Origin of the sequence: Kaistella sp. SH40-3, from assembly GCF_030686865.1 — a bacterium.
In the GTDB taxonomy this organism is placed as follows: domain Bacteria; phylum Bacteroidota; class Bacteroidia; order Flavobacteriales; family Weeksellaceae; genus Kaistella.
In genome coordinates this window covers 45,848-66,242 of sequence record NZ_JAQYUS010000007.1, presented here as the reverse complement: position 1 = coordinate 66,242, position 20,395 = coordinate 45,848, and the positions used below count along the sequence as shown (strand labels likewise).

Annotated in this window: 18 protein-coding genes; 9 read left to right on the top strand and 9 right to left on the bottom strand. The window is 35.5% G+C overall.

All coding sequences use genetic code 11. The annotated features are described in order from the left end of the window. The first annotated feature begins 14 nt into the window (after nucleotides 1–14). Together PUH65_RS11710 and PUH65_RS11705 are read left to right on the top strand one after the other, a co-directional pair. The gene (locus PUH65_RS11710; protein ID WP_305520184.1) at nucleotides 15–512 is read left to right on the top strand and encodes a dihydrofolate reductase; all 498 of its coding nucleotides are present in this window, start codon (nucleotides 15–17) and stop codon (nucleotides 510–512) included. A 71-nt stretch (nucleotides 513–583) separates the two neighbouring features. After that, nucleotides 584–1,150 (top strand): DUF2892 domain-containing protein, encoded by a 567-nt coding sequence (locus tag PUH65_RS11705; protein WP_305520183.1) that lies wholly within the window; start codon nucleotides 584–586, stop codon nucleotides 1,148–1,150. 321 nt (nucleotides 1,151–1,471) lie between these two features. Here the strand turns inward: PUH65_RS11705 and PUH65_RS11700 are convergent, their stop codons facing one another. The 5 genes from PUH65_RS11700 to PUH65_RS11680 form a co-directional block, all read right to left on the bottom strand. Beyond that, nucleotides 1,472–2,107 carry a trimeric intracellular cation channel family protein gene (locus PUH65_RS11700; RefSeq protein WP_305520182.1) on the bottom strand — a complete coding sequence of 212 codons (636 nt, stop codon included), beginning with the start codon at nucleotides 2,105–2,107 and terminating at the stop codon, nucleotides 1,472–1,474. Nucleotides 2,108–2,389: 282 nt separating this feature from the next. Then, complete coding sequence (locus tag PUH65_RS11695) at nucleotides 2,390–2,482, bottom strand: four helix bundle protein (protein WP_305520291.1); 93 nt, start codon at nucleotides 2,480–2,482, stop codon at nucleotides 2,390–2,392. A gap of 12 nt (nucleotides 2,483–2,494) precedes the next feature. Continuing rightward, nucleotides 2,495–2,974, bottom strand: coding sequence for a pantetheine-phosphate adenylyltransferase (gene coaD / locus PUH65_RS11690; protein ID WP_305520181.1), 480 nt, complete (start codon nucleotides 2,972–2,974; stop codon nucleotides 2,495–2,497). A gap of 3 nt (nucleotides 2,975–2,977) precedes the next feature. Continuing rightward, nucleotides 2,978–3,445, bottom strand: a complete 468-nt coding sequence (locus PUH65_RS11685; RefSeq protein WP_305520180.1) for a hypothetical protein — start codon at nucleotides 3,443–3,445, stop codon at nucleotides 2,978–2,980. 2 nt (nucleotides 3,446–3,447) lie between these two features. Further along, complete coding sequence (locus PUH65_RS11680; protein ID WP_305520179.1) at nucleotides 3,448–4,434, bottom strand: D-alanine--D-alanine ligase; 987 nt, start codon at nucleotides 4,432–4,434, stop codon at nucleotides 3,448–3,450. 164 nt (nucleotides 4,435–4,598) lie between these two features. Between PUH65_RS11680 and lpxK the strand changes: the two genes are divergently transcribed. Together lpxK and PUH65_RS11670 are read left to right on the top strand one after the other, a co-directional pair. Further along, nucleotides 4,599–5,624 carry a tetraacyldisaccharide 4'-kinase gene (gene lpxK / locus PUH65_RS11675; RefSeq protein ID WP_305520178.1) on the top strand — a complete coding sequence of 342 codons (1,026 nt, stop codon included), beginning with the start codon at nucleotides 4,599–4,601 and terminating at the stop codon, nucleotides 5,622–5,624. Then, nucleotides 5,608–6,426, top strand: a complete 819-nt coding sequence (locus tag PUH65_RS11670) for a purine-nucleoside phosphorylase (protein WP_305520177.1) — start codon at nucleotides 5,608–5,610, stop codon at nucleotides 6,424–6,426. The genes lpxK and PUH65_RS11670 overlap by 17 nt, the downstream gene beginning before the upstream one ends. Nucleotides 6,427–6,652: 226 nt before the next feature. Here the strand turns inward: PUH65_RS11670 and PUH65_RS11665 are convergent, their stop codons facing one another. Further along, on the bottom strand, nucleotides 6,653–7,420 hold the full coding sequence (locus PUH65_RS11665) for an NYN domain-containing protein (RefSeq protein WP_305520176.1): 768 nt from the start codon (nucleotides 7,418–7,420) through the stop codon (nucleotides 6,653–6,655). A 298-nt stretch (nucleotides 7,421–7,718) separates the two neighbouring features. Here PUH65_RS11665 and dinB point away from each other — a divergent pair, with 298 nt between their 5' ends. The 4 genes from dinB (at nucleotide 7,719) to PUH65_RS11645 (ending at nucleotide 12,695) form a co-directional block, all read left to right on the top strand. Then, on the top strand, nucleotides 7,719–8,801 hold the full coding sequence (gene dinB / locus PUH65_RS11660; protein WP_305520175.1) for a DNA polymerase IV: 1,083 nt from the start codon (nucleotides 7,719–7,721) through the stop codon (nucleotides 8,799–8,801). Between the two features lie 259 nt (nucleotides 8,802–9,060). Beyond that, entirely contained in the window at nucleotides 9,061–9,735 is a 675-nt protein-coding gene (locus PUH65_RS11655; protein WP_305520174.1) for a YceI family protein, read from the top strand. A 342-nt stretch (nucleotides 9,736–10,077) separates the two neighbouring features. Continuing rightward, a complete protein-coding gene (locus tag PUH65_RS11650) occupies nucleotides 10,078–11,541 on the top strand; it encodes an alpha-amylase (protein ID WP_305532424.1) in 1,464 nt (487 codons plus the stop codon). A gap of 92 nt (nucleotides 11,542–11,633) precedes the next feature. After that, nucleotides 11,634–12,695, top strand: a complete 1,062-nt coding sequence (locus PUH65_RS11645) for an NAD(P)-dependent alcohol dehydrogenase (protein WP_305520172.1) — start codon at nucleotides 11,634–11,636, stop codon at nucleotides 12,693–12,695. A 250-nt stretch (nucleotides 12,696–12,945) separates the two neighbouring features. Here PUH65_RS11645 and PUH65_RS11640 read toward each other — a convergent pair whose 3' ends face one another. Further along, complete coding sequence (locus tag PUH65_RS11640; RefSeq protein WP_305520171.1) at nucleotides 12,946–14,211, bottom strand: ectonucleotide pyrophosphatase/phosphodiesterase; 1,266 nt, start codon at nucleotides 14,209–14,211, stop codon at nucleotides 12,946–12,948. Nucleotides 14,212–14,424: 213 nt separating this feature from the next. On the opposite strand from PUH65_RS11640, the gene PUH65_RS11635 reads away from it, so the two are divergent. Further along, nucleotides 14,425–18,600 (top strand): gliding motility-associated C-terminal domain-containing protein, encoded by a 4,176-nt coding sequence (locus PUH65_RS11635; RefSeq protein WP_305520170.1) that lies wholly within the window; start codon nucleotides 14,425–14,427, stop codon nucleotides 18,598–18,600. A gap of 171 nt (nucleotides 18,601–18,771) precedes the next feature. Here the strand turns inward: PUH65_RS11635 and coaE are convergent, their stop codons facing one another. Together coaE and PUH65_RS11625 are read right to left on the bottom strand one after the other, a co-directional pair. Beyond that, nucleotides 18,772–19,398 (bottom strand): dephospho-CoA kinase, encoded by a 627-nt coding sequence (coaE, locus tag PUH65_RS11630; RefSeq protein ID WP_305520169.1) that lies wholly within the window; start codon nucleotides 19,396–19,398, stop codon nucleotides 18,772–18,774. 23 nt (nucleotides 19,399–19,421) lie between these two features. After that, complete coding sequence (locus PUH65_RS11625) at nucleotides 19,422–20,288, bottom strand: MBL fold metallo-hydrolase (protein WP_305520168.1); 867 nt, start codon at nucleotides 20,286–20,288, stop codon at nucleotides 19,422–19,424. Nucleotides 20,289–20,395 lie beyond the last annotated feature (107 nt).

Genomic DNA, 20,395 nt, shown 5'->3' with positions numbered 1-20,395 from the left:
AAAATTATATAAGAATGATAACAATTGTTGTGGCAATGGGGTTAGACAATGAAATTGGTGCAGATAATCAGTTACTTTGGCATCTTCCAAAAGATCTCAAACATTTCAAAGAACTTACGTCTGAACATCCAATTATCATGGGTCGAAAAACTTATGAAAGCATTGGTAAACCACTTCCGAACCGCACAAATATTGTAGTCAGCAGAAAAAAAGACTGGTTTGAAGAAGGAATTTTAATTGTTGGAAGTGTAAAAGAAGCCGTAAAATTTGCCAAGAAAATCGATGAGCAGATTTTCATCATCGGAGGCGGAAACATCTACGAACAAACGCTGGACTTGACGGATAAATTAGAAGTGACTTTAGTTAAAACCAAATTAGAAGCAGATACTTTTTTCCCGAAAATCAGTCCGAAAATCTGGAATAAGACCGAAGAAGTTTGTCATGAAAAAGATGAAAACAATGAGTTTGATTTCTGTTTTCAAACCTACGAGCGAAAAGTACCATTAGTATAGCATTTAAGAATTCTGAACTTGACTTCTACTTTCGGTACAAATTATTATCTTTGCACCACTAAAATTTAACAATGAACAAATACATAAAATTCGTCATCACCGCAATAATGATTGCTTTCGGGATTTACCTGATGATGAACAGAAATATCGGTTGGGGAATCGTGGTGGTTATTTTATCTGCCATTCCTATTTTGCTTTTCTTTAAAAACGAATATATCTTAATGGCATTTTGGTTCTTAAGAAAACAGAACATGGTAAAAGCGGCAAGTTGGCTGACTAAAATCACCAATTACAAATCACAATTACACAAATCACAATATGGATATTTTCATTATTTACAGGGATTGACATTAGCACAGGACAACCCAAGTAAAGTGGAGCCGTTCATGAGAAAAGCGCTGGAATATGGTTTAAATATGAAACATGATCGCGCCATGGCAACTTTAAATATTGCGGCCGGAGCGATGCAAAAAGGCAGACGGCAGGAAGCGAAAAACCTATTGGAAGAAGCGAAGAAATTAGATACGGCAGGAATGATGACGGATCAGATCAAGATGCTGAAAGATCAGTTGAAAATGCCATCAATGCAGAAACACATGCACAATCCGAATATGAGAAACAGAGGGAAATTCTCTTAAAAGAACAGTACTTAATTAAGGTAAGTAATATATGGAGTCCGAATTAGTTCGGGCTTTTTTTGTGGGGAGGCGCGAGCGAAGCGAGCGCGAAAAAGAATGATTGTTTTATGTGAGATAAGTTCTCAATGAGATTCTATTTTCGGGAGAATCTTAAATATTGTTCTGTGGCTTTTGAAATAACAAACTGAAAGATATTCTAGCCGCGATCGTAACGGCATTCTTTTTTTGAGGAGGAACGACGAGAAAAAGATAGAGTGAAGAGCGGGACTGATATTTAGAAGAAGCGAAAATCCTGTTGCTCCTAAATAAAGCAATAATGATTTACATTTCCGAACTATTATCGACTCCGTAGAATTTCGGGATTTGCCACTGAAACTTAACGGCAAGCGTTCTGATTGCTACAATGAGGAGAATCGTGAAAACCTGTGCAAAAGCATAAGTAAGCGAGGTATATTTCACTAATGCAATAAAAATCCCACCTCCCACAATACAAGCGGTTGCATAGATTTCTTTATGGAAAATTAAAGGGATTCTATTCAACAAAATATCACGACTGATTCCACCAAAACATCCGGTGATTGTTCCTAAAGTAATACATATTAAAGGGTGCAAATCAGCGTTCATTCCTTTTTGAATTCCAACAATGGTAAATAATCCCAAACCGAAACTATCGAAAAGAAATAAGGTGACTTTAAATTTTTTCTCGAGCGATTTAAAAATCATCGAGACGATACAGGTGATAAAAATTACGGTACAAATGACCATATCATGCATCCAAAAAACAGGAACATCTAATAATAAATCACGGATTGTTCCGCCACCAACAGAAGTTACGAAGGCAATAATGAGGACACCAAAAGGATCCAGGCGTTTTTGCATCGCCGCAAAACTACCGGACATCGCAAAAGCAATTGTGCCTAAAATCTCGATGATTAAACTAAAGTTTTCCTGTACCATATTTTTAATTAGTAATGAGTAATGTACAATGTTAATTTGCAAAAAATAAATAATTAGTAATGCATAATTTATAATGACTAATCAATACTGTACATCACCTATCGTCCATTGCTATTTCGGTGAACTATCCGAAAGTTTCTTTTTGTAAGTTGTCATTACTTTTACAATTTCATCACATTCTATTTTTAAATATTTTAATTTTTCCGAAGGTAAGTACGAAAGTTCTTCGATTATTTCTAATTAAAATTGAGTTTAATCTGCTTCTTCTGCGACAATGCACAGTTAAGCAAATTTTTCTTTTTCTGATCTTGCTCGTGCAACAGATCTATAATTCGCGGCTATCGAAGTTGAGGAGCGATAAATTTGTTTTCTAATGACGATTGCTTATTATTTATTGCTCATTTTATTAACGCGAACCGCTGGCGGAACCAATATTTCATAATTACCACCAAAGGTAATAATCTCCCGAACAATACTGCTGCTGATAAATGATTTCCCGGAAGATGTTAATAAAAATATGGTTTCAATTTTATTATCTTTCGTCAATTCTCTGTTGGTTTGAGCAATCGCTTTTTCGAATTCGAAATCGGCGGGATTACGCAGTCCACGCAGAATAAAATTTACATTTTTACTTCGACAATAATCTACCGTTAATCCTTCAAAATGATCCACTTCGATATTGGGGAATTTCTCAAAGGATTGGCGGATAAATTCCATTCTTTGCTCTAAAGAAAACATATATTTCTTTTGTGAATTCTGTCCAATCGCAATAATAATTTTATCGAACAAAGGATAAGCCCTTTCGACAATATCATAATGACCAAGCGTGATAGGATCGAATGAACCCGGAAAAACTGCTACTCTCATAAATTATTTATTTTCGTTAGACCGTTCAAAAAACAATTTTAAATTTTCATCATCTATTGAACAGTCATTATTTAAAACCTGATTTGAAGACAGGTTTAATATGAATGGATTTCTACCTACAATTTTCGAATTTTTATAGATATTTTTGTCAAGTGTATGAAATGTAATTGGATTTTCAAATACTTTCATTGAGTTATTATTTGATATTTCTCCAGAAAAAAGCAGATCTTTATTTAAAGACCTTATTTCGTAGTAATTTTTAATAAGTCGCCCATCTACTTCATAATCATGAAAAAGTTCATAATTAAAACATTTTTTATCATCTAAAAATATTCCTGTTTTATCAAACGAAACAACTTTTGGCTCCAGATTATTTTTGGGTAAATCAAGTTTTAACGGCTCAAAATTTCCCTTTTGTGCAAAAAGAGTTAAGGTAAGAAAGACAAAAACAACCGTGAAAGATAATTTCATATTTATTTCTTGGCTAAGGCTTTTTCGACTTCATTTCCGCACAAATCTTTAATGGAAATTCCATAAATTTTTGCCTGTTGCGGAAGAATTGAGGCTGGTGAAAATCCAGGATTGGTATTCATTTCGAGCATATAAGGAATTCCGTTCATGATGATGAATTCACTTCTTGAGAATCCACTCATTCCTAAGGCTTCATAAGCGCGTTTCGAAATTTCCTCTACTCTTTTACGAGTTTCATCATCAATTCTGGCGGGCGTAATTTCTTCGGAAGCGCCTTCATATTTTGCTTCATAATCGAAGAATTCTTTAAAAGGAACAATTTCGGTAATTCCTAAAACGATTGTTTCATTATTAAAATCAACAACGCCCACAGAAACTTCCATTCCATCAAGGAAACTTTCAATTAAAATTTCTTCGTCTTCAGCAAAAGCAAAGTCCAGGGCTTTCTTTAATTCTGATTGTTCTTTAACCTTAGAAATTCCTAAAGAAGAACCGGATTGATTTGGTTTTACAAAAAGAGGCAAGCCTAATTCTGCAATGATTTGTTCTTCATTAATTTCTTCACCATGTCTTAAATAAATACTTTTCGCAGAGGGAATCCCATATTTTGAAAGTACGGCTAAAGTATCTTTTTTATTAAAAGTTAAGGCACTTTGATAGAAATCGCAACCTGTATATTTTTGTCCAATCGTATTCCAATATGCTTGAAGTTCGCCATTTTCACCAGGTCGCCCGTGGATAATATTAAAACAAACATCAAACTTTACTTTAAAACCACTGCTTAAACTTACCGAGAAATCAGATTTATTGATAGTTGCTTTCTCCCCGCGATCGTCGACGAAATACCATTCATTTTTAAGAATGACCACTTTGTAAACATTATATAGATCACGATCCAGAGAATCGAAAATCAACTGACCACTTTTCAGGGAAACTTTATATTCATCAGAATATCCGCCCATAACGACGGCTACATTTTTTTTGCTCATCAGGTAAAACTATAAAAGCAAAATTAAACAAATTGTTTAAAAACCACGGCTATAATTAGGAAATTTATATCATCAACAGCAATCTTTCAATAAAACCACGGAAGTTATAAAAATGAGGTTTTTACTATTTCCTTTACTGTTAAAAATTCGTAATTTTGCCCACTATGAAAAGATGGTATCTCTACCCTTTTTCCCTGGGTTATCATTTGGTAACTGCCGTTAGAAACACAATGTATGACTGGGGAATTTATAAATCGACTACATTTAAAACTCCGATAATTAATGTCGGTAATCTTTCGGTGGGCGGAAGCGGAAAATCGCCAATGGTCATGTATATCGCAGATTTACTGTCTAAGCATTACCGAACCGGAGTTCTGTCCAGAGGTTACGGAAGAGTGACCAAAGGTTATGGAATCACGAACTACGACAGCAATTACAAAACGGTGGGCGATGAAGCCATGCAACTTTTTGAACGGTTCAAAAATCGTTTTGTTATCGGTGTGTCGGAACAAAGAGTGCCAGGTGCAAAAAAGATGATTGGCGATATGGATCTGAATGTCTTATTATTAGACGACGCTTATCAACACCGAGCCATAAAACCTGGATTCAATATTTTGATGACGGATTATAACGATCCTTATTTTAAAGATTTTCTTTTACCTGCAGGAGATTTACGTGAAAGTCGAAGCGGAGCAAAACGTGCTCAAATAATCATGGTTTCTAAATGTCCGGAAGATTTAACGGACGAGAAAAAGCAATATTATATTTCGAGAATTAAACCTCAACATTACCAGAAAGTTTTCTTTTCGAGTATTGGTTATGATGAAAACGTTTATTCAAGAGATAAAATGCTTCCGGATAATAATCTGGATTACTACGATATTCTGTTAATTACCGGAATTGCAAATCCGAAACCTTTGCTTAAACATCTATCTAGATTCTCTAAAAAAGTAAAACATTTGAAATTCAGAGATCATCATAATTTTACTGATCAGGACATTAAAAATATTGTAGCAGAATATAAGAAACTGGGCGAATACAAACTCATTCTTACGACTGAAAAAGACTATGTAAGACTGAAAACTTTTGATTACCTTAGAGACCTTGTTTACTATTGGCCTATCAATGTGAACATCGACAGAAAGGAAGATTTTAATCAAATTATATTAGATTATGTTAGAAAAAATTAAAGAGACCGCAAGTTTCATTAAAAACATTATTCAGGATACGCCTGATTTTGCAATCGTTTTAGGTTCTGGTCTGGGAAAATTAAAGGATGAAGTAGAGCCGATTCATGTTTTAAATTATCCTGAAATTCCAAATTTTCCACAAACAACTGTGGCCGGACATGGTGGTCAATTAATTTACGGAACGCTTGAAGGTAAAAAAGTGTTGATGATGAGCGGCAGATTTCATTATTATGAAGGTCACGATATTCAAACCGTAGTTTTCCCTTTCCGAGTTTTTCATTTATTGGGAATTAAAAATCTGATTTTATCAAATGCTGCTGGTGGCGTACATCCGGACTTTAATGTCGCCGATGTGATGATTATTAATGATCACATCAACATGATGCCGGAACATCCATTGCGTGGGAAAAATATCGACGAACTCGGCCCGCGGTTTGTGGATATGAGTGAACCTTACAATAAAAAAATGATTGAAGTAGCGGCGAATGTTGCTAAAGATCTAGGCATTAAAGCGCACCAAGGTTGTTATGTTGCTTTGCAAGGACCAACTTTCGAAACGCCGGCAGAATACGGAATGATTCGCGCCATCGGTGGAGATGCTGTTGGAATGAGTACTGTGCCGGAAGTGATTGTAGCGAAACATCAGGGAATGGATTGTTTTGGAATTTCAATTATTACGGATGTTGGCGGACCAGATATTGCTTTAACCGTTTCTCACGAAGAAGTTTTACAGGCCGCGGATAAAGCAATGCCGAACGTCATTAAAATTGTAAAAGGTTTGGTGAAAAATTATAACGCTTAGTTTTCATCAACAATATAAATAGAGAAACGCATCTTTTCGGAGATGCGTTTTTTTGTTTTCAAAGTAGTAATGATTATCTTAAAAATTCCGATTTAAAAATGAAAGGATTAAACCATTAAGATTTCGGTTAAGGAATTTAGAGAATTAAGATTCCCTTCGGAAATTATTAGTCCTGTATCTTTGATGCTGTTTTAAAAATTTTAAAAACAAAATATTGACGCGCAAACTATTTCACTTTCACATAAATATGTCTGATATTATTCACACCGGTTTCGCGCTCATCAATTTCAATCTTCCCGATGCTTTTAATTAAAGGTAACAGTTTCGCAAATCCAAAGTTTCGTGGATCGAAGTCCGGTTTCTTTTTAATGATAAAACTGCCAAGATTCCCAAGGAAAGTCCAGCCATCTTCATCACCCAAATCGTTGATGCTTTCTGTAATTAATTTTATGGTTCTGGAATCCACTTTACTGAGTGGTTCTTTTTTTCGTTTTACTTTTTCAGTTTTCTTCGTTACTGTATTCTCTGAATCTTTCTCTGAATCTTTTTCGGAATCATCTGTACTATTTAAAATTTCCAAATAAATAAATTTATCGCAGGCAGAAATAAAAGGTTTCGGCGTTTTCTTTTCGCCAAATCCTATAACATTCATACCGGCTTCCCGAAGTCTTGTTGCCAATCTGGTGAAATCACTATCGCTTGAAACAATACAGAAGCCATCCACTTTTTCAGAATACAGAATATCCATCGCATCAATGATCAAAGCACTGTCGCTGGAGTTTTTCCCGGTCGTGTAACTGTATTGTTGAATTGGTGTAATTGCATTTTCGAGCAAAACATTCTTCCAGCCAGAAACGGTGGGTTTCGTCCAGTCGGCGTAGATTCTTTTAATTGTTGGGGTTCCATTTCTGGAAATTTCCTCCAACATTTCTTTTACATTTTTATAGGGAACATTGTCCGCGTCGATGAGGACTGCTAATTTATCGTCGGTCATATTATTTTGTTTTACTTGAGTTTTTTTGAAATTCAAATTTACGTCATTTAGGTGAAAGTCATTCTGACATCCAAATTAAACATTATAAACACCTGATTTAGTAATCATTTCACAAATAAATATACTTTGTAGATTTGTAATTATTAACATTGAATAAAATATAATTTTTAAATATAAAAATATTAAGATCCTTTAAATAAATCAGTTTTAATCTTGAAATCAGTTTTTTATAAAATTCCAATCTGTTTATCTTATTCTAAAGTCTTCTTTTCCCACCCTCATTCCCTAATTTTGCACCATGCAAACCGACCGAAAAATAATTCATGTTGATATGGATGCGTTTTATGCTTCTGTGGAGCAACATGATAATCCTGAACTTCGAGGAAAACCTTTAGCAGTGGGCGGAGGAATGTATGGCGTTGTTGCCGCAGCAAGTTACGAAGCCCGAAAATTTGGAGTCCGTTCTGCGATGCCTGGAAGAATTGCGATGGAAAAATGTCCGCATTTAATTGTGGTAAAACCGCGTTTCGCGCGCTACAAAGAAATTTCGCAACAGATCAGAAAAATTTTCTATGAGTTTACCGATTTAGTCGAACCGCTCTCTTTAGATGAAGCCTATCTTGACGTGACTGAGAATAAAAAAGGAATTGAATCTGCACAGGAAATTGCCAAACAAATCCGGCAGCGTATTTTCGATGAAACCGGTCTTACTGCTTCGGCTGGAATTTCGGTCAATAAATTTCTGGCGAAAGTCGCTTCTGATTATCGGAAACCCAACGGACAAAAAACCATTCATCCGACCCAAATATTGGAATTTATGGAAGAACTACCGATTGAAAAATTCTACGGAATCGGAAAAGTAACGGCCAATAAAATGCACGAACTTCATATTTTTAAAGGTTTACATCTAAAGGAAAAATCACTGGAAGAATTGGTGCGCCTTTTTGGAAAATCAGGCAGTTACTACTACAACGTGGTTCGTGGAATTCACAACAGCGAAGTGAAACCAAACCGCATTCAAAAAAGTGTCGCTGTAGAAGAAACTTTCTGGGAAAATCTGGTAGACGAAGAATCGGTTTTTAAACAGTTAGAAATCATTAGCGAAGATCTGCATACCCGAATTTCAAAGAAAGAGATCAAAGGAAAATCTTTAACTCTGAAAATAAAATATAAAGATTTCGCGGTTTATACCAGAAGCAAAACGCAGGAAGTTTATTATGATAATGCGCAAGACTTTTATGAAACTGCACTAAAACTTTGGGAACTCCGACCCTTTGATAAACCGGTTCGTTTGCTGGGATTATCACTTTCTAATTTAAATACGCAAGAGAAGAAACAGATTTCGGTGCAGTTGAAAATACCTTTTGAGGAATTTGACTAGGGCTGAATTCAAAATCAACTCCGTAAAGATTAAATTAATTTACCTTCTAAAGAAAAACCGCATCATTAAAAAATAATGTAAAAAATTTCTCCCGTAGTCGAAATACTATTTTTTTTAGACGGTTTTCTACATTCGACAAGAATTCTCCTATCCCAAACTGGAACTTTTTGAAATTATCCGGCACTTCTTATCATAGGTCAATCTCCCCCTCGCTTGGGTGCTTTATTTTTGCACCCAGATAACAATTAAATATTTAAAAATGAAAAAAGTATCAATGTTGGCGCTTTCAGTGGCTCTTGCTGTAGTATCATGTAAGGAATCAAAAACAGACACCGCTACTTCTACTACAGAACAAACCGTGGCTGAACACAGCGAAGAAACCTTCAACGTGAATACAGACAGTAGCATGGTAAAATGGACTGCTTACCACAAAGGCGGCTTAAACCCAAGATTTGGAACAACCAAAACAACAGGTTTATTTTCTGTAGAAAATGGTAATCTTATCTCCGGAAGTCTGGTTTCTGATATTAATACCTTAACTACAGATTCAACTTCAGTAGATCCTGCAGCCACCGAAGGAAAAACTTCTACAGATCTTGACATGCATTTGAAAAGTGTAGACTTCTTCGATGTTGCAAAATACCCAAGTGTGAAATTTGACATTACCAAAGTAGAAGATCTTCCTGCAGGTACAGAAAGCAAAGTAGAAGGAGCAAACAAACAGGTGAGCGGAAATTTAACAATCAAAGATAAAACTGTAAATGTTACTTTCCCGGCGAAAGTTCATATCACTGCGGATAAAATAAATTTAGTTTCCAAATTCACTATCAACAGACAAGATTGGGGCTTAGCATATGGCGCAGAAGGTGATCCAAAAGACTGGATGATTTCTCAGGAAGTTGATCTTGAACTGAATATTGTTGCAAACAAATAGTTTTTTTTTAATAGTTTATTAATTTAAGGCCGCAATTTTTGCGGCTTTTTTTGTTTTTAATGGTGAGAGGTTTCGAACCATCTTTTAAGGTTAAAAATTCTTCCTAACTTATTTATAATACTTCTTAAACCTGAGCTAAATTCAGTGATTTTAAAAAGTAATTTTTTAAAAAATCAAGCATAAATCAGAGCAAGATCCACAGAGCAAAAATTCAATTCTCCATTAAAAAAGAAAAACTTCATAATATACTATCTTTGAATTATAAAGGAATACTTATTAATAATCAAATTCGGGATAGTTTTTGCTCCTCCATTTCAAAATTTATAAACGATGAACCCAACCATGATTCAATTTTTCCATTGGTATTCTGATGGAAATTCACAATTGTATGATCAGATTAAAGATTCAGCAACTTATTTAAAGGAATTAGGAGTTTCTGCCGTTTGGTTTCCGCCCGCTTACAAAGGTGCAGGTGGTGGTTATTCTGTGGGGTATGATCCTTATGATTTATTTGATTTAGGAGAATTTGACCAAAAAGGAACCGTTCCAACAAAATATGGAACGAAAGAACAATACTTAAATTCCTGCAAAACTTTACAGGAAAACGGAATTTCGGTAATTGCTGACATTGTGCTGAATCACAAAGCGGGAGGTGACGAGAAAGAAAAATTTCATGCGGTAAAAGTCAATCCGGAAAACAGGCAGGAGAATTTATCTGAACCTTTTGAAATTGAATCGTACACCAAATTCACATTTCCGGGAAGAGGTGAAAAATATTCCGATTTCAAATGGAACTTTCAATGCTTTACCGGCGTTGATTATGCTGAAGGTCAGGAAGACGGTATCTTCCAAATCATTAACGATCATGGCGAAGGTTGGGAAGAAATGGTGTCCAACGAAAAAGGAAACTACGATTATTTGATGTACAATGACATTGACCAAAGAAATCCATTTGTTCGCGAAGAATTAAATAATTGGGGAAAATGGTATCACGATCAAATTCATTTTGATGGCGTCCGTCTGGATGCGGTGAAACATCAATCACCCGAATTTTACCAGGAATGGCTTTATACCTTACGCGTGAATACAGGCAAAAACATTTTCGCTGTCGGTGAATATTGGGCTCCCGGAGAATTACCTCTTCTGGAAAAATATATAGAAGCCACCGAAGGTTCGATGAGTTTATTTGATTCCTCTCTGCATCATAATTTTCACGAGGCCTCTTTGGCAGGTGCTGACTATGATTTGCGAAAAATATTTGATAACACCTTAACTTTAGCCAATCCACTTTTATCGGTGACATTGGTTGATAACCACGATACGCAACCTTTACAGGAACTGGAAGCGCCCGTAGAAAAGTGGTTTAAACCTTTGGCCTACGCTTTAATTTTATTGCGACAAGACGGTTATCCCTGTATTTTCTATCCCGATTTATTTGGCGCTCATTACACCGATAAAGATAAGGAAGGCAACGATCAGGAAATCTTTTTAGATAAAGTAGAAAAAATTGAAGAATTGTTAAAAGCCCGACAGTTATTTGCGTACGGAAATCAGCGTGATTATTTTGAAGACGCCAACTGTCTCGGTTGGGTTCGGGAAGGTGACGGCGAACATAAAGGATGCGCCGTAGTTTTGAGTAATAAAGAAGCGTATAATAAACCTATGGAAATGGGTGCACAATATGCTGGACAAACTTTTCATGATTTTCTTGGATGGTTTGATGAAAAAGTAATCATTGACGAAAAAGGTTGGGGGAATTTTCCAGTTCCGGCCGGAAATGTTTCTGTTTGGGTACCGGAGGAATAAATTTTAAGAGAGTTCAAAGAATTATTTAGTACTTCGTTAACATAAATTCTCTAATCAAGAAACTATCTTTGTGTCAATAAAAATAAAAATAAATGAGCGATAACTGGATTATAAAAGCATTCGGAACGATTTCTAAAGACGATGATTTAAAAGAAATGACCATCGATAGAAGAGAAGTTAAACCAACGGATATTGAAATTGAAATTCTATATTGTGGCGTTTGCCACAGCGATCTTCATACCGCCAGAAATGATTGGGGCGGCACAAAATATCCCGCAGTTCCCGGTCATGAAATTGTGGGAAGAATTACGAAAGTTGGTGCAGAAGTAACCAAATTTAAAGTCGGTGATTTAGCCGGAGTTGGTTGCTTGGTTGATTCCTGCAAAGAATGCGAAAGTTGCAAACAGGATTTAGAACAATATTGTTTGAATGGTTCCACGGGAACTTACAATGGACATGATAAATATTTAAACCAGCAAACCTTTGGTGGCTATTCTGAAAAGATTGTTGTTACTGAAGATTTCGTTCTAAAAATTCCGGAAAATTTAGATTTAAAAGCAGTTGCACCGTTATTGTGTGCTGGAATTACGACTTGGTCTCCGCTGAAACACTGGAATGTAAAAGAAGGAAGTAAAGTTGCAGTCGTTGGTCTGGGCGGTTTAGGTCACATGGCAATTAAATTGGCCAGAGGTTTAGGTGCTGAAGTTACTTTGATTTCACGAAGTCCGGATAAAATTCAGGATGCCTTAGATTTAGGCGCTCATGCTGTTGTAATTTCTACCTACGAAAATGAAATGAAAGCCGCTGCGGGAAAATTCGACTTGATTATCGACACCGTTCCTTATGACCACGATATCAATCCTTATTTATCTACTTTAAATATTAGTGGAACATTAGTTTTGGTAGGATTTATCGGGAAAATGGAAGATGCTCTTTTCACTCCTCCGATGATTTTAGGAAGAAGATCAGTTGCCGGTTCTGTGATTGGTGGAATTAAAGAAACGCAGGAAATGCTCGATTTCTGTGGTGAACACAACATTTTACCGGAAATCGAAATGATCAACATGCAAGATATTAATAAAGCATACGAAAGAATGTTGAAAAGCGATGTCCGTTATCGATTTGTGATTGATATGCAGTCTTTGAAGGACTAATTGTTTAAACCACAAAAGGCACAAAAGTTTTTTCTTTATTAAAGTGAAAATTATGCTTCTCATAAGTTCACAAAAAATCTGTGGAATCTGTGCGTGATAACTCTAGTGGTTTTTGACACATAAGTCACATTAGTTTTAATTCCTTTAGCGTGAAACCATCTTTCTGATAAGTTCACAAAAGTATGTCGCTAATCAATACAGACTATAAAAACAGAAAATCCGGTTAAATTTCAGCCGGATTTTTTTGTTTTTACTTTAAGATTTCTTTCGCAACTTTCTGTGTCCCATCAATTGGTTCGGTCATTTTCAATTTTAAAACATCAGTCACAATCGGATAAACATTTACATTTTGAAACTCCCCTATTTTTTTATCATTTTTAAAGGCGGGTCCAAATGCGATAAATGTTGCTTTCATTTCCGGAACTTCGTACGGACTGTAACCGTGTTTTCCCAGAGAAGTTTTCTTTCCTTTTTCTAAAAATATTTTCGGTGCTTTTGGAACGACGATAATTTGTCCGATTCGGTTATAACGATCGTCTTTCAAGGAAAAATTTAATTTCTTTGGAAATCTTTTGTTCAGAAAAACATCGTAATCTGAAGTTTTATTTTTCTTTAATTCTTTGTAAACCGAGTGTACTTCTGCGGGGTCTTTTACCACAACCCTCATTAAAGTTTGTGAATTATAAAAATCAAATCGGGATTTATCAAAAAGCATTTCGGGAATAGCAATCGGATGTTCAACATCTACTTTTATCATTCCATGATCGGCCACAAAAATAAAGTTCACATTTTTCAATCCCAGTTGTTTTACTTTTTCTACTAAATTTCCGACGGCGTCATCAATCAAATGAACAGCATTTTCGGTTTCTTTAGTATCTGGACCAAAATGATGTCCACTCGCATCAACTTCCGGAAAATACAAGGTAATAAAATGCGGACGACGATCCTCCGGTAATTTTAGCCAGTCAACGACTTTATCTACTTTTTCGTTCGGTGTAAATTTTTCGTGGTAGTGATAATAATAAGTTGGTCTTTCTCCACCAGCATCACTAGCAGACCCAACCCACATCATCGAGGCAGAAAGCATTCCCTGTTTTTCAGCCAAACTCCAAAGTGGTGTTCCGCCGTACCACGTTCCGTCTTCGGCTGCTTCTTTATTGCTCATGGCGTAAAACTTTTTCTTTTGATAATCGTAGAAATAATTATCAATCAAACCATGATGCGCAGGATATAAACCGGTAATTAAACTCCAGTGATTCGGAAAAGTGATCGAAGGGAAACTAGGTAACATCGCTTTTGCAGAAACTCCGTATTGCGCAAGTTTCAAAAGGTTTTCTGCTTTATATTTTTCAGCATAATCATACCGGAAGCCATCAGCAGAAATTAAAATCACGTAAGGTTTTGAAATCACTTCAACAGCGTTTTTTCGGTCGAGGTTAATGACTTGGGCAGTATCTGTTTGGGCAAAAAAAAGAAAAAAACTTAAGAGTAAAAGGGAAGAAAATAACTTTTTCATAATTTAAAAATAAGCACAAAGTTACTATTAAAATACATTTTGAAATATTTAGAAATAATGGGATTGTATAAATAAACAAAAATCCATAAATTAAAAACAGATGATAAAAAAATATCACATCGCTAACAGCAAATAAAATATGTTACGGATATGCTAATTTTTATTAATTTTTGTTAAAAAATATTACATTTGCAAGGAAACCATGTATTCAATATGAAAAAATTACTACTCTTTATATTTTTCTTAATTTACTTTACATCTTTTGCACAACTCGACCGTGAACACTGGTTTGCCCCCATGGTCGATCGTGTAGGAAATGGCTCGCAGTATCAATCAATATATATGTCAACTAATGAAACGATTCCATTCAAAGTTGAAATTTATCATAACAATATCATAATTGCTACGGTAAACATCAGTAAAAACAATCCTGTAAAGTATAGCATTCCCAATAATCAGCGAAGTAAAATTATAACTAAAAATCAGTCTGATTTGTTTCGACCAGTTGCTATGGGTATTTATTTAAAGGGTGACAAACCCTTTTTCGCGAGTCTGCGATTTTCCATTAAAAATCACGGAGAGATACAAACTTCTAAAGGTACCGCGGCTTTAGGAACAGAATTTCGAGCGGTCATGGCTCCTATAACCGTTTACAATGATTATCTGAATTTTATGAACAGTATTATGGCGACAGAAGATAATACGAAAGTTACCATCACCGATTTTCAGTCTAATATTGTATTCTCAGATTATGTCAATAGAACCCAAATTACATTTACACTTAATAAAGGAGAGTCTTATATTATCGATGGAACTGGAGAATATTCCCAAAATTTCACTGGTTATATCGGGGCAAAAATAGTTTCTGATAAACCAATTATAATTGCCAATGGTAATTTCAATGGTCAATATGCTGGAAACTACGGAAGTTCTTCAGATATTTTAATGGACCAGGGAGTTCCCGTTGATAAACTAGGACAAGAGTTTGTGCTGATGAAAGGAAATGGGAATACTAATTCCAGCATGGAAAAGGGATTAATTTTGGCTACAGAAAACAACACACAAATTTATATTAATAACGGGACAACGCCTTCTGCGACATTAAATGCTGGTCAATATTACCTCACTGATACTTCTGCTTATCTCAATCAAGGATCTGGGCATTATAATATGTTCATTAAAGCAACTAAAAATATATATGTTTATCAATTATTAGCGGGAGCAATTTCATCGCCAGAAGCAACGGGCGGATTTAATTACATTCCACCTTTAAACTGTTATCTACCTAAAAAAATTGATGAAATCGGAAAGATTGAAGAAAACGAATATTCTTCAAATAATGTTAGTTATAGTTTAACAGTTCCTACAAAACTTAATATCATTACAGAAAGAGGAGCGACCGTTGACGTAAAACGGAATGGAGTATCACTGGCATTAAATATAAATAATGGCCCGTTTGATGTAAGCGGAAATAATGCTTGGGTCACGTATTCTATTCCTAATATCACAGGCAATATTGCAATATTCTCTTCTAATGCAGTTACGGCAGGGATTTCTGCTGGAAATGACGCAGTGGGATACGGTGGTTATTTCGCCGGATTCTCGTCAATACCCTTAATTTTAAAAACAGAAGGAGAGTGCCTCCCAGGCGTAAAACTAGAAATAACAGCAGGCTTTGATTCTTACGAATGGTTAGAAAAAATTGGGGGAGTTTATGTTCCTGCTTCAGGAATTAACAATACTTTTCAATACATTCCAACGCAAGCTGGAATTTATGCTGTAAAGGTAAAACAAGGTTCTTGTGATGAAATACAAACCCGTGATTTTAAATTCTACAACTGTACTACTTTTACAAATTATAATTACACCACTTGTACCGAAAAGACAGTCACTCCGATTTTTGCACTAAGCACCCAAAGTGTAAATATTTCAACCCTTAAAATTGATACTCCGCCTACCAAAGGAACTGTCGTAATCAATCCCGATGGAACCATCAGTTATACTGCAAATGTTAATGCTATAGGCGCTGATACTTTTAAATTCTCATTCTGTGGAAATGGTACAATACCCGACTGTGAAACCGTGCAGGCAACAATCAACCTGAATCAAATTGAACATTACGACAAGGTTTTGAATGAATGTTCCCTCACCGGAATTGCTACTTACAATCTTAGTTTAGCACAAGTTTCACCAGATGCTACAGTTACCAAAGTATATTATGAAACCTTAAACGGTGCACAAAATCAAATCGCTTCAGAAGTGATTAGTAATTTCTCCAGCATCACTACCCCAGATCGTTTTGTTTGGGTGCGACTGGTAAATGGTTATGGCTGTATTGCAATTGCGAAAATTGAACTTAAATCAAAATTAGCCGCCGAGGTTAAACCTGAATTATATGTAAAAACGCATTGCGACGAAGATATTGATGGCGTGCTTGACGGTATTTATAAAGTTGATCTAACCACGATTACGCCATTTGTTTTACAAATTCCAGCCGATTATGTTATACGTTATTATGATACTGAAATCAAGGCAAACGCAGGATCGTTAACAGAAAATATCTCTGGTATTTTCAGTTTCCCTTCAAATACTAAAATTTGGATCAGAGTTGAACCGAAAAATGGTTGTCCAGAAATTGTTAAAGAAATCTTTTTAAAAACTGGAATCAAACTTAATGTTACCAATTCAATTGACGTTACCGTTTGTGATAATAATGTGGACAATATCGAAAATATTATTCTGAGTGACTACACCAATCTCTTTACAACTGAACCAACTGCAACCGTAAAATATTTTTCCACTTTAGCGAATGCCCAAAACAATACCACTTCGGTTCCTGCTGCACAAATTATTACTGAAGATGAGACGTTCTATTACCGATTTTCAAAAACAGGAAATTGTGATGTACTGGGAACTTTGAATATTTTATTTAAAGCATCTACGCCATCAACAACACTTCCTCCAACTGTTAAAGTTTGTGAAGGAAATACAACTCCCCTGAATGTAGGAAATGATTACACAAATGTTCTTTGGAGCACAGGTTCAAATGCAACTACCATTAATGTTGGAGTTGGAAATTACTGGGTTGATCTTACCAATGCATCTGGTTGCGTTTATCGTCAAGATGTTTCTGTTGTTGAATCAGCAAAACCTATATGGAATATTGCGACTTATAATGCAACAATTTGTGATGATGATTTTGATGGAAATATTCCAGTTAAATTTTCAACAATAACGCCGACTATCATCCAGAACGCTGCTTTATTCACGGTTGAATATTCTTTGTCGCCAACCTTCGTCCCACTTCTACCAGATGACTGGACTTATTCTGCAAACACCACGGTTCATGTAAGAACTATTTCAGCATTCTGCCCAACTGAAACAAAAATCATCGACTTTAAAGTCGGAGCAAAACTGAATTTAATTAAAACATTACACCTCGATTCTGAATGTGATGATGATTTTGATGCTACTAAAACAATTTACTTAAGCAACTACCTTTCAAAATTTACAACCGAAATCGGAGTAACAGCCACGTACTTTAAAACTTTAGGTGATGCTCAAAAAAACACAGGTTCAATACCAAGTCAAGTAAGCATTACCAATGCTGAAACTTACTATCTGCGTTTCCATAAAAACGGAGTTTGTGACCAAATTGGATCCTTAACTTTAACCATCAAAGTTCCAACAAAATCAACAACTTTATTTGACTCCCCAATCTATATCTGTCCAAATGTAACCACTACTTTAGATGCAGGTCCAGGTTACGCTGCGCCTGGAAGTATAAAATGGAGTACCAATCAAACTTCTCAAAAAACATCAGTGGGAGTTGGCGAATATTGGGTTGATCTTACCAATGCTGCTGGCTGCATATATCGTCAAAATATTTCGGTAAAAGCAGTTCCCTTACCACAAATTACAGGCGTTGAAATTCAGGGCGGAACCGTTACCGTATTAGTCTCTGGCGGAAATTCGCCTTATCAATATTCAATCAACGGATCTGATTATCAAACTTCGAATATTTTCACCAATATTCCGGTGGGAGATTATACCATTTATGTTATTTCTAAAGATCAATGTATTCCGGTAACAACGGGTATTAATATTCTTAGGATTCTAAACGTAATAACGCCAAATGATGATGGCAAAAATGATATTCTTGACTATTCTGATTTGCTTCGAAAAGACAATCCATTCTTACAAATCTTCGATCGTTTTGGCGTTTCTGTATTCAAAGGTGACAAGAATAACAGTTTCTCTTGGAACGGAAAATCTTCTGGGAAAACCGTAGCGACTGGCAGTTATTGGTATGTTCTACAATGGCAAGAACCAGGCTCAGCAACCATAACAAAATTAACAGGTTGGGTTTTGGTTAAAACCAGAGAGTAATGGAGTTGTTAAGGAATTACGGAACTATCTAAAATTCTTTAATTGCAAAAGGCAAACGCTTTATTTTAATATAAGTGAATCAGAAGTCTGCAAAAGCAACATAACAAAACTTCACAAAAAAAACCTGAATTCGTGTTGAATTCAGGTTTTATATTTTAAGAGAAACTTTAATTATAAAGATACAATTTCGGCCAATATCTTTTTAGTTTCTTGTTCCAGTTCTTCTAAACCATCATTATTAAAAATAATATAATCGGCTAATTTCACTTTGTCTTTTTCTGGCATTTGTCTCAACATAATGGTTTCAACTTCGCGATAAGTTTTGTTGTCACGATCCATTACTCTCTTCAATCTACAGTTATCATCGGCAGTTACCAGAAGAGATTTGTAGCAACTCTTATTTAATTTTAACTCAAATAAAAGTGCTGTTTCTTTAAATACAAAAGGTGAGGTTTGCTGACTGACCCATTTTTCAAAATCAATTTTTACCGCGGGATGAATTAATGAATTAAGTTTTAACAGCAATTCTTCATTTTCAAAAACAGTTTCTGCAACATATTTCCGGTCATAAAAACCATTTTCATCGTAGGCTTTTTCACCTAACAATTCTTTGATTTTCTGCTTAAGTTCCGCATTATCATTAACAATCGTTTTCGCTCGGATATCTGAATAATACACAGGATAACCTGCATCTTCTATAAGTTCCGATACGGTTGATTTTCCGGAGCCAATTCCACCGGTTATTCCAATTATCTTTGTATTTTCCCTGGGTTCGGGTTCAGCTTCTTCTTCTATCATAATTTTAATTTAATATTCTAATCTTAGTAACCAAAAACCTCATTCATGCTAAAGGTTTCATCTAGTCTAATTCCTTTCTCCGTCATTTTCAAACTCGCCAATTCGTTGTGCGCATCGTGTTCAAAAAACAACAGATATTCATTATCCACACATTGTTTCAAAAACTTCGCTTTTTCTTCCATCGTCAAAAGTGGTCGCGTATCATAACCCATCACATAAACCTGTGGAATATGCCCAACCGTCGGAATTAAATCTGCCGCAAAAACTATCGTTTTTTCCTGATACTGAATCACGGGAAGCATTTGTTTTTCGGTGTGTCCGTCAACAAAAATAACATCCATTTTCAAATCCGGAGCGAAACCGTAATTCCCACTTTTCGGAGTTGGCAAAAAATTCAACTGTCCGCTTTCCTGCATCGGCAGAATATTCTCCTTCAAAAAACTTGCCTTTTCTCTCGGATTAGGTTCAGTTGCCCATTTCCAGTGCTCTTCGTTCGTCCAGAAATTTGCATTTTTAAAAGCAGGTCTGTAACCGGTTCTGTCGTCATTCCACTCAATTGCACCACCACAATGGTCAAAATGAAGGTGTGTCAAAAAAACATCTGTAATATCTTCTTTTACAAAACCATATTTTTTCAGGTTTTTATCCAAAGTATCATCGCCCCAAAGGGAATAATGTCCAAAGAATTTATCGTCTTGTTTATTCCCCAAACCACAGTCGATGAGAATCAGTTTTTTACCGTCTTCCACCAAAAGTGAACGTGTCCCCAATTCAATCAAATTATTTTCATCCGCCGGATTTGTCCGTTGCCAAAGCGTTTTCGGCACCACACCAAACATGGCACCACCATCTAATTTAAATTTTCCGCACTGTATAGGATAGAGTTTCATAAAATTTTAATTTTTTATCTTGATATATTTTTAACGCAAAGATGCGCAAAGGATTTCTTATATACACTTTACCTTTTAAGAACGCAAAGGCGTTTCACTCAGCAAAG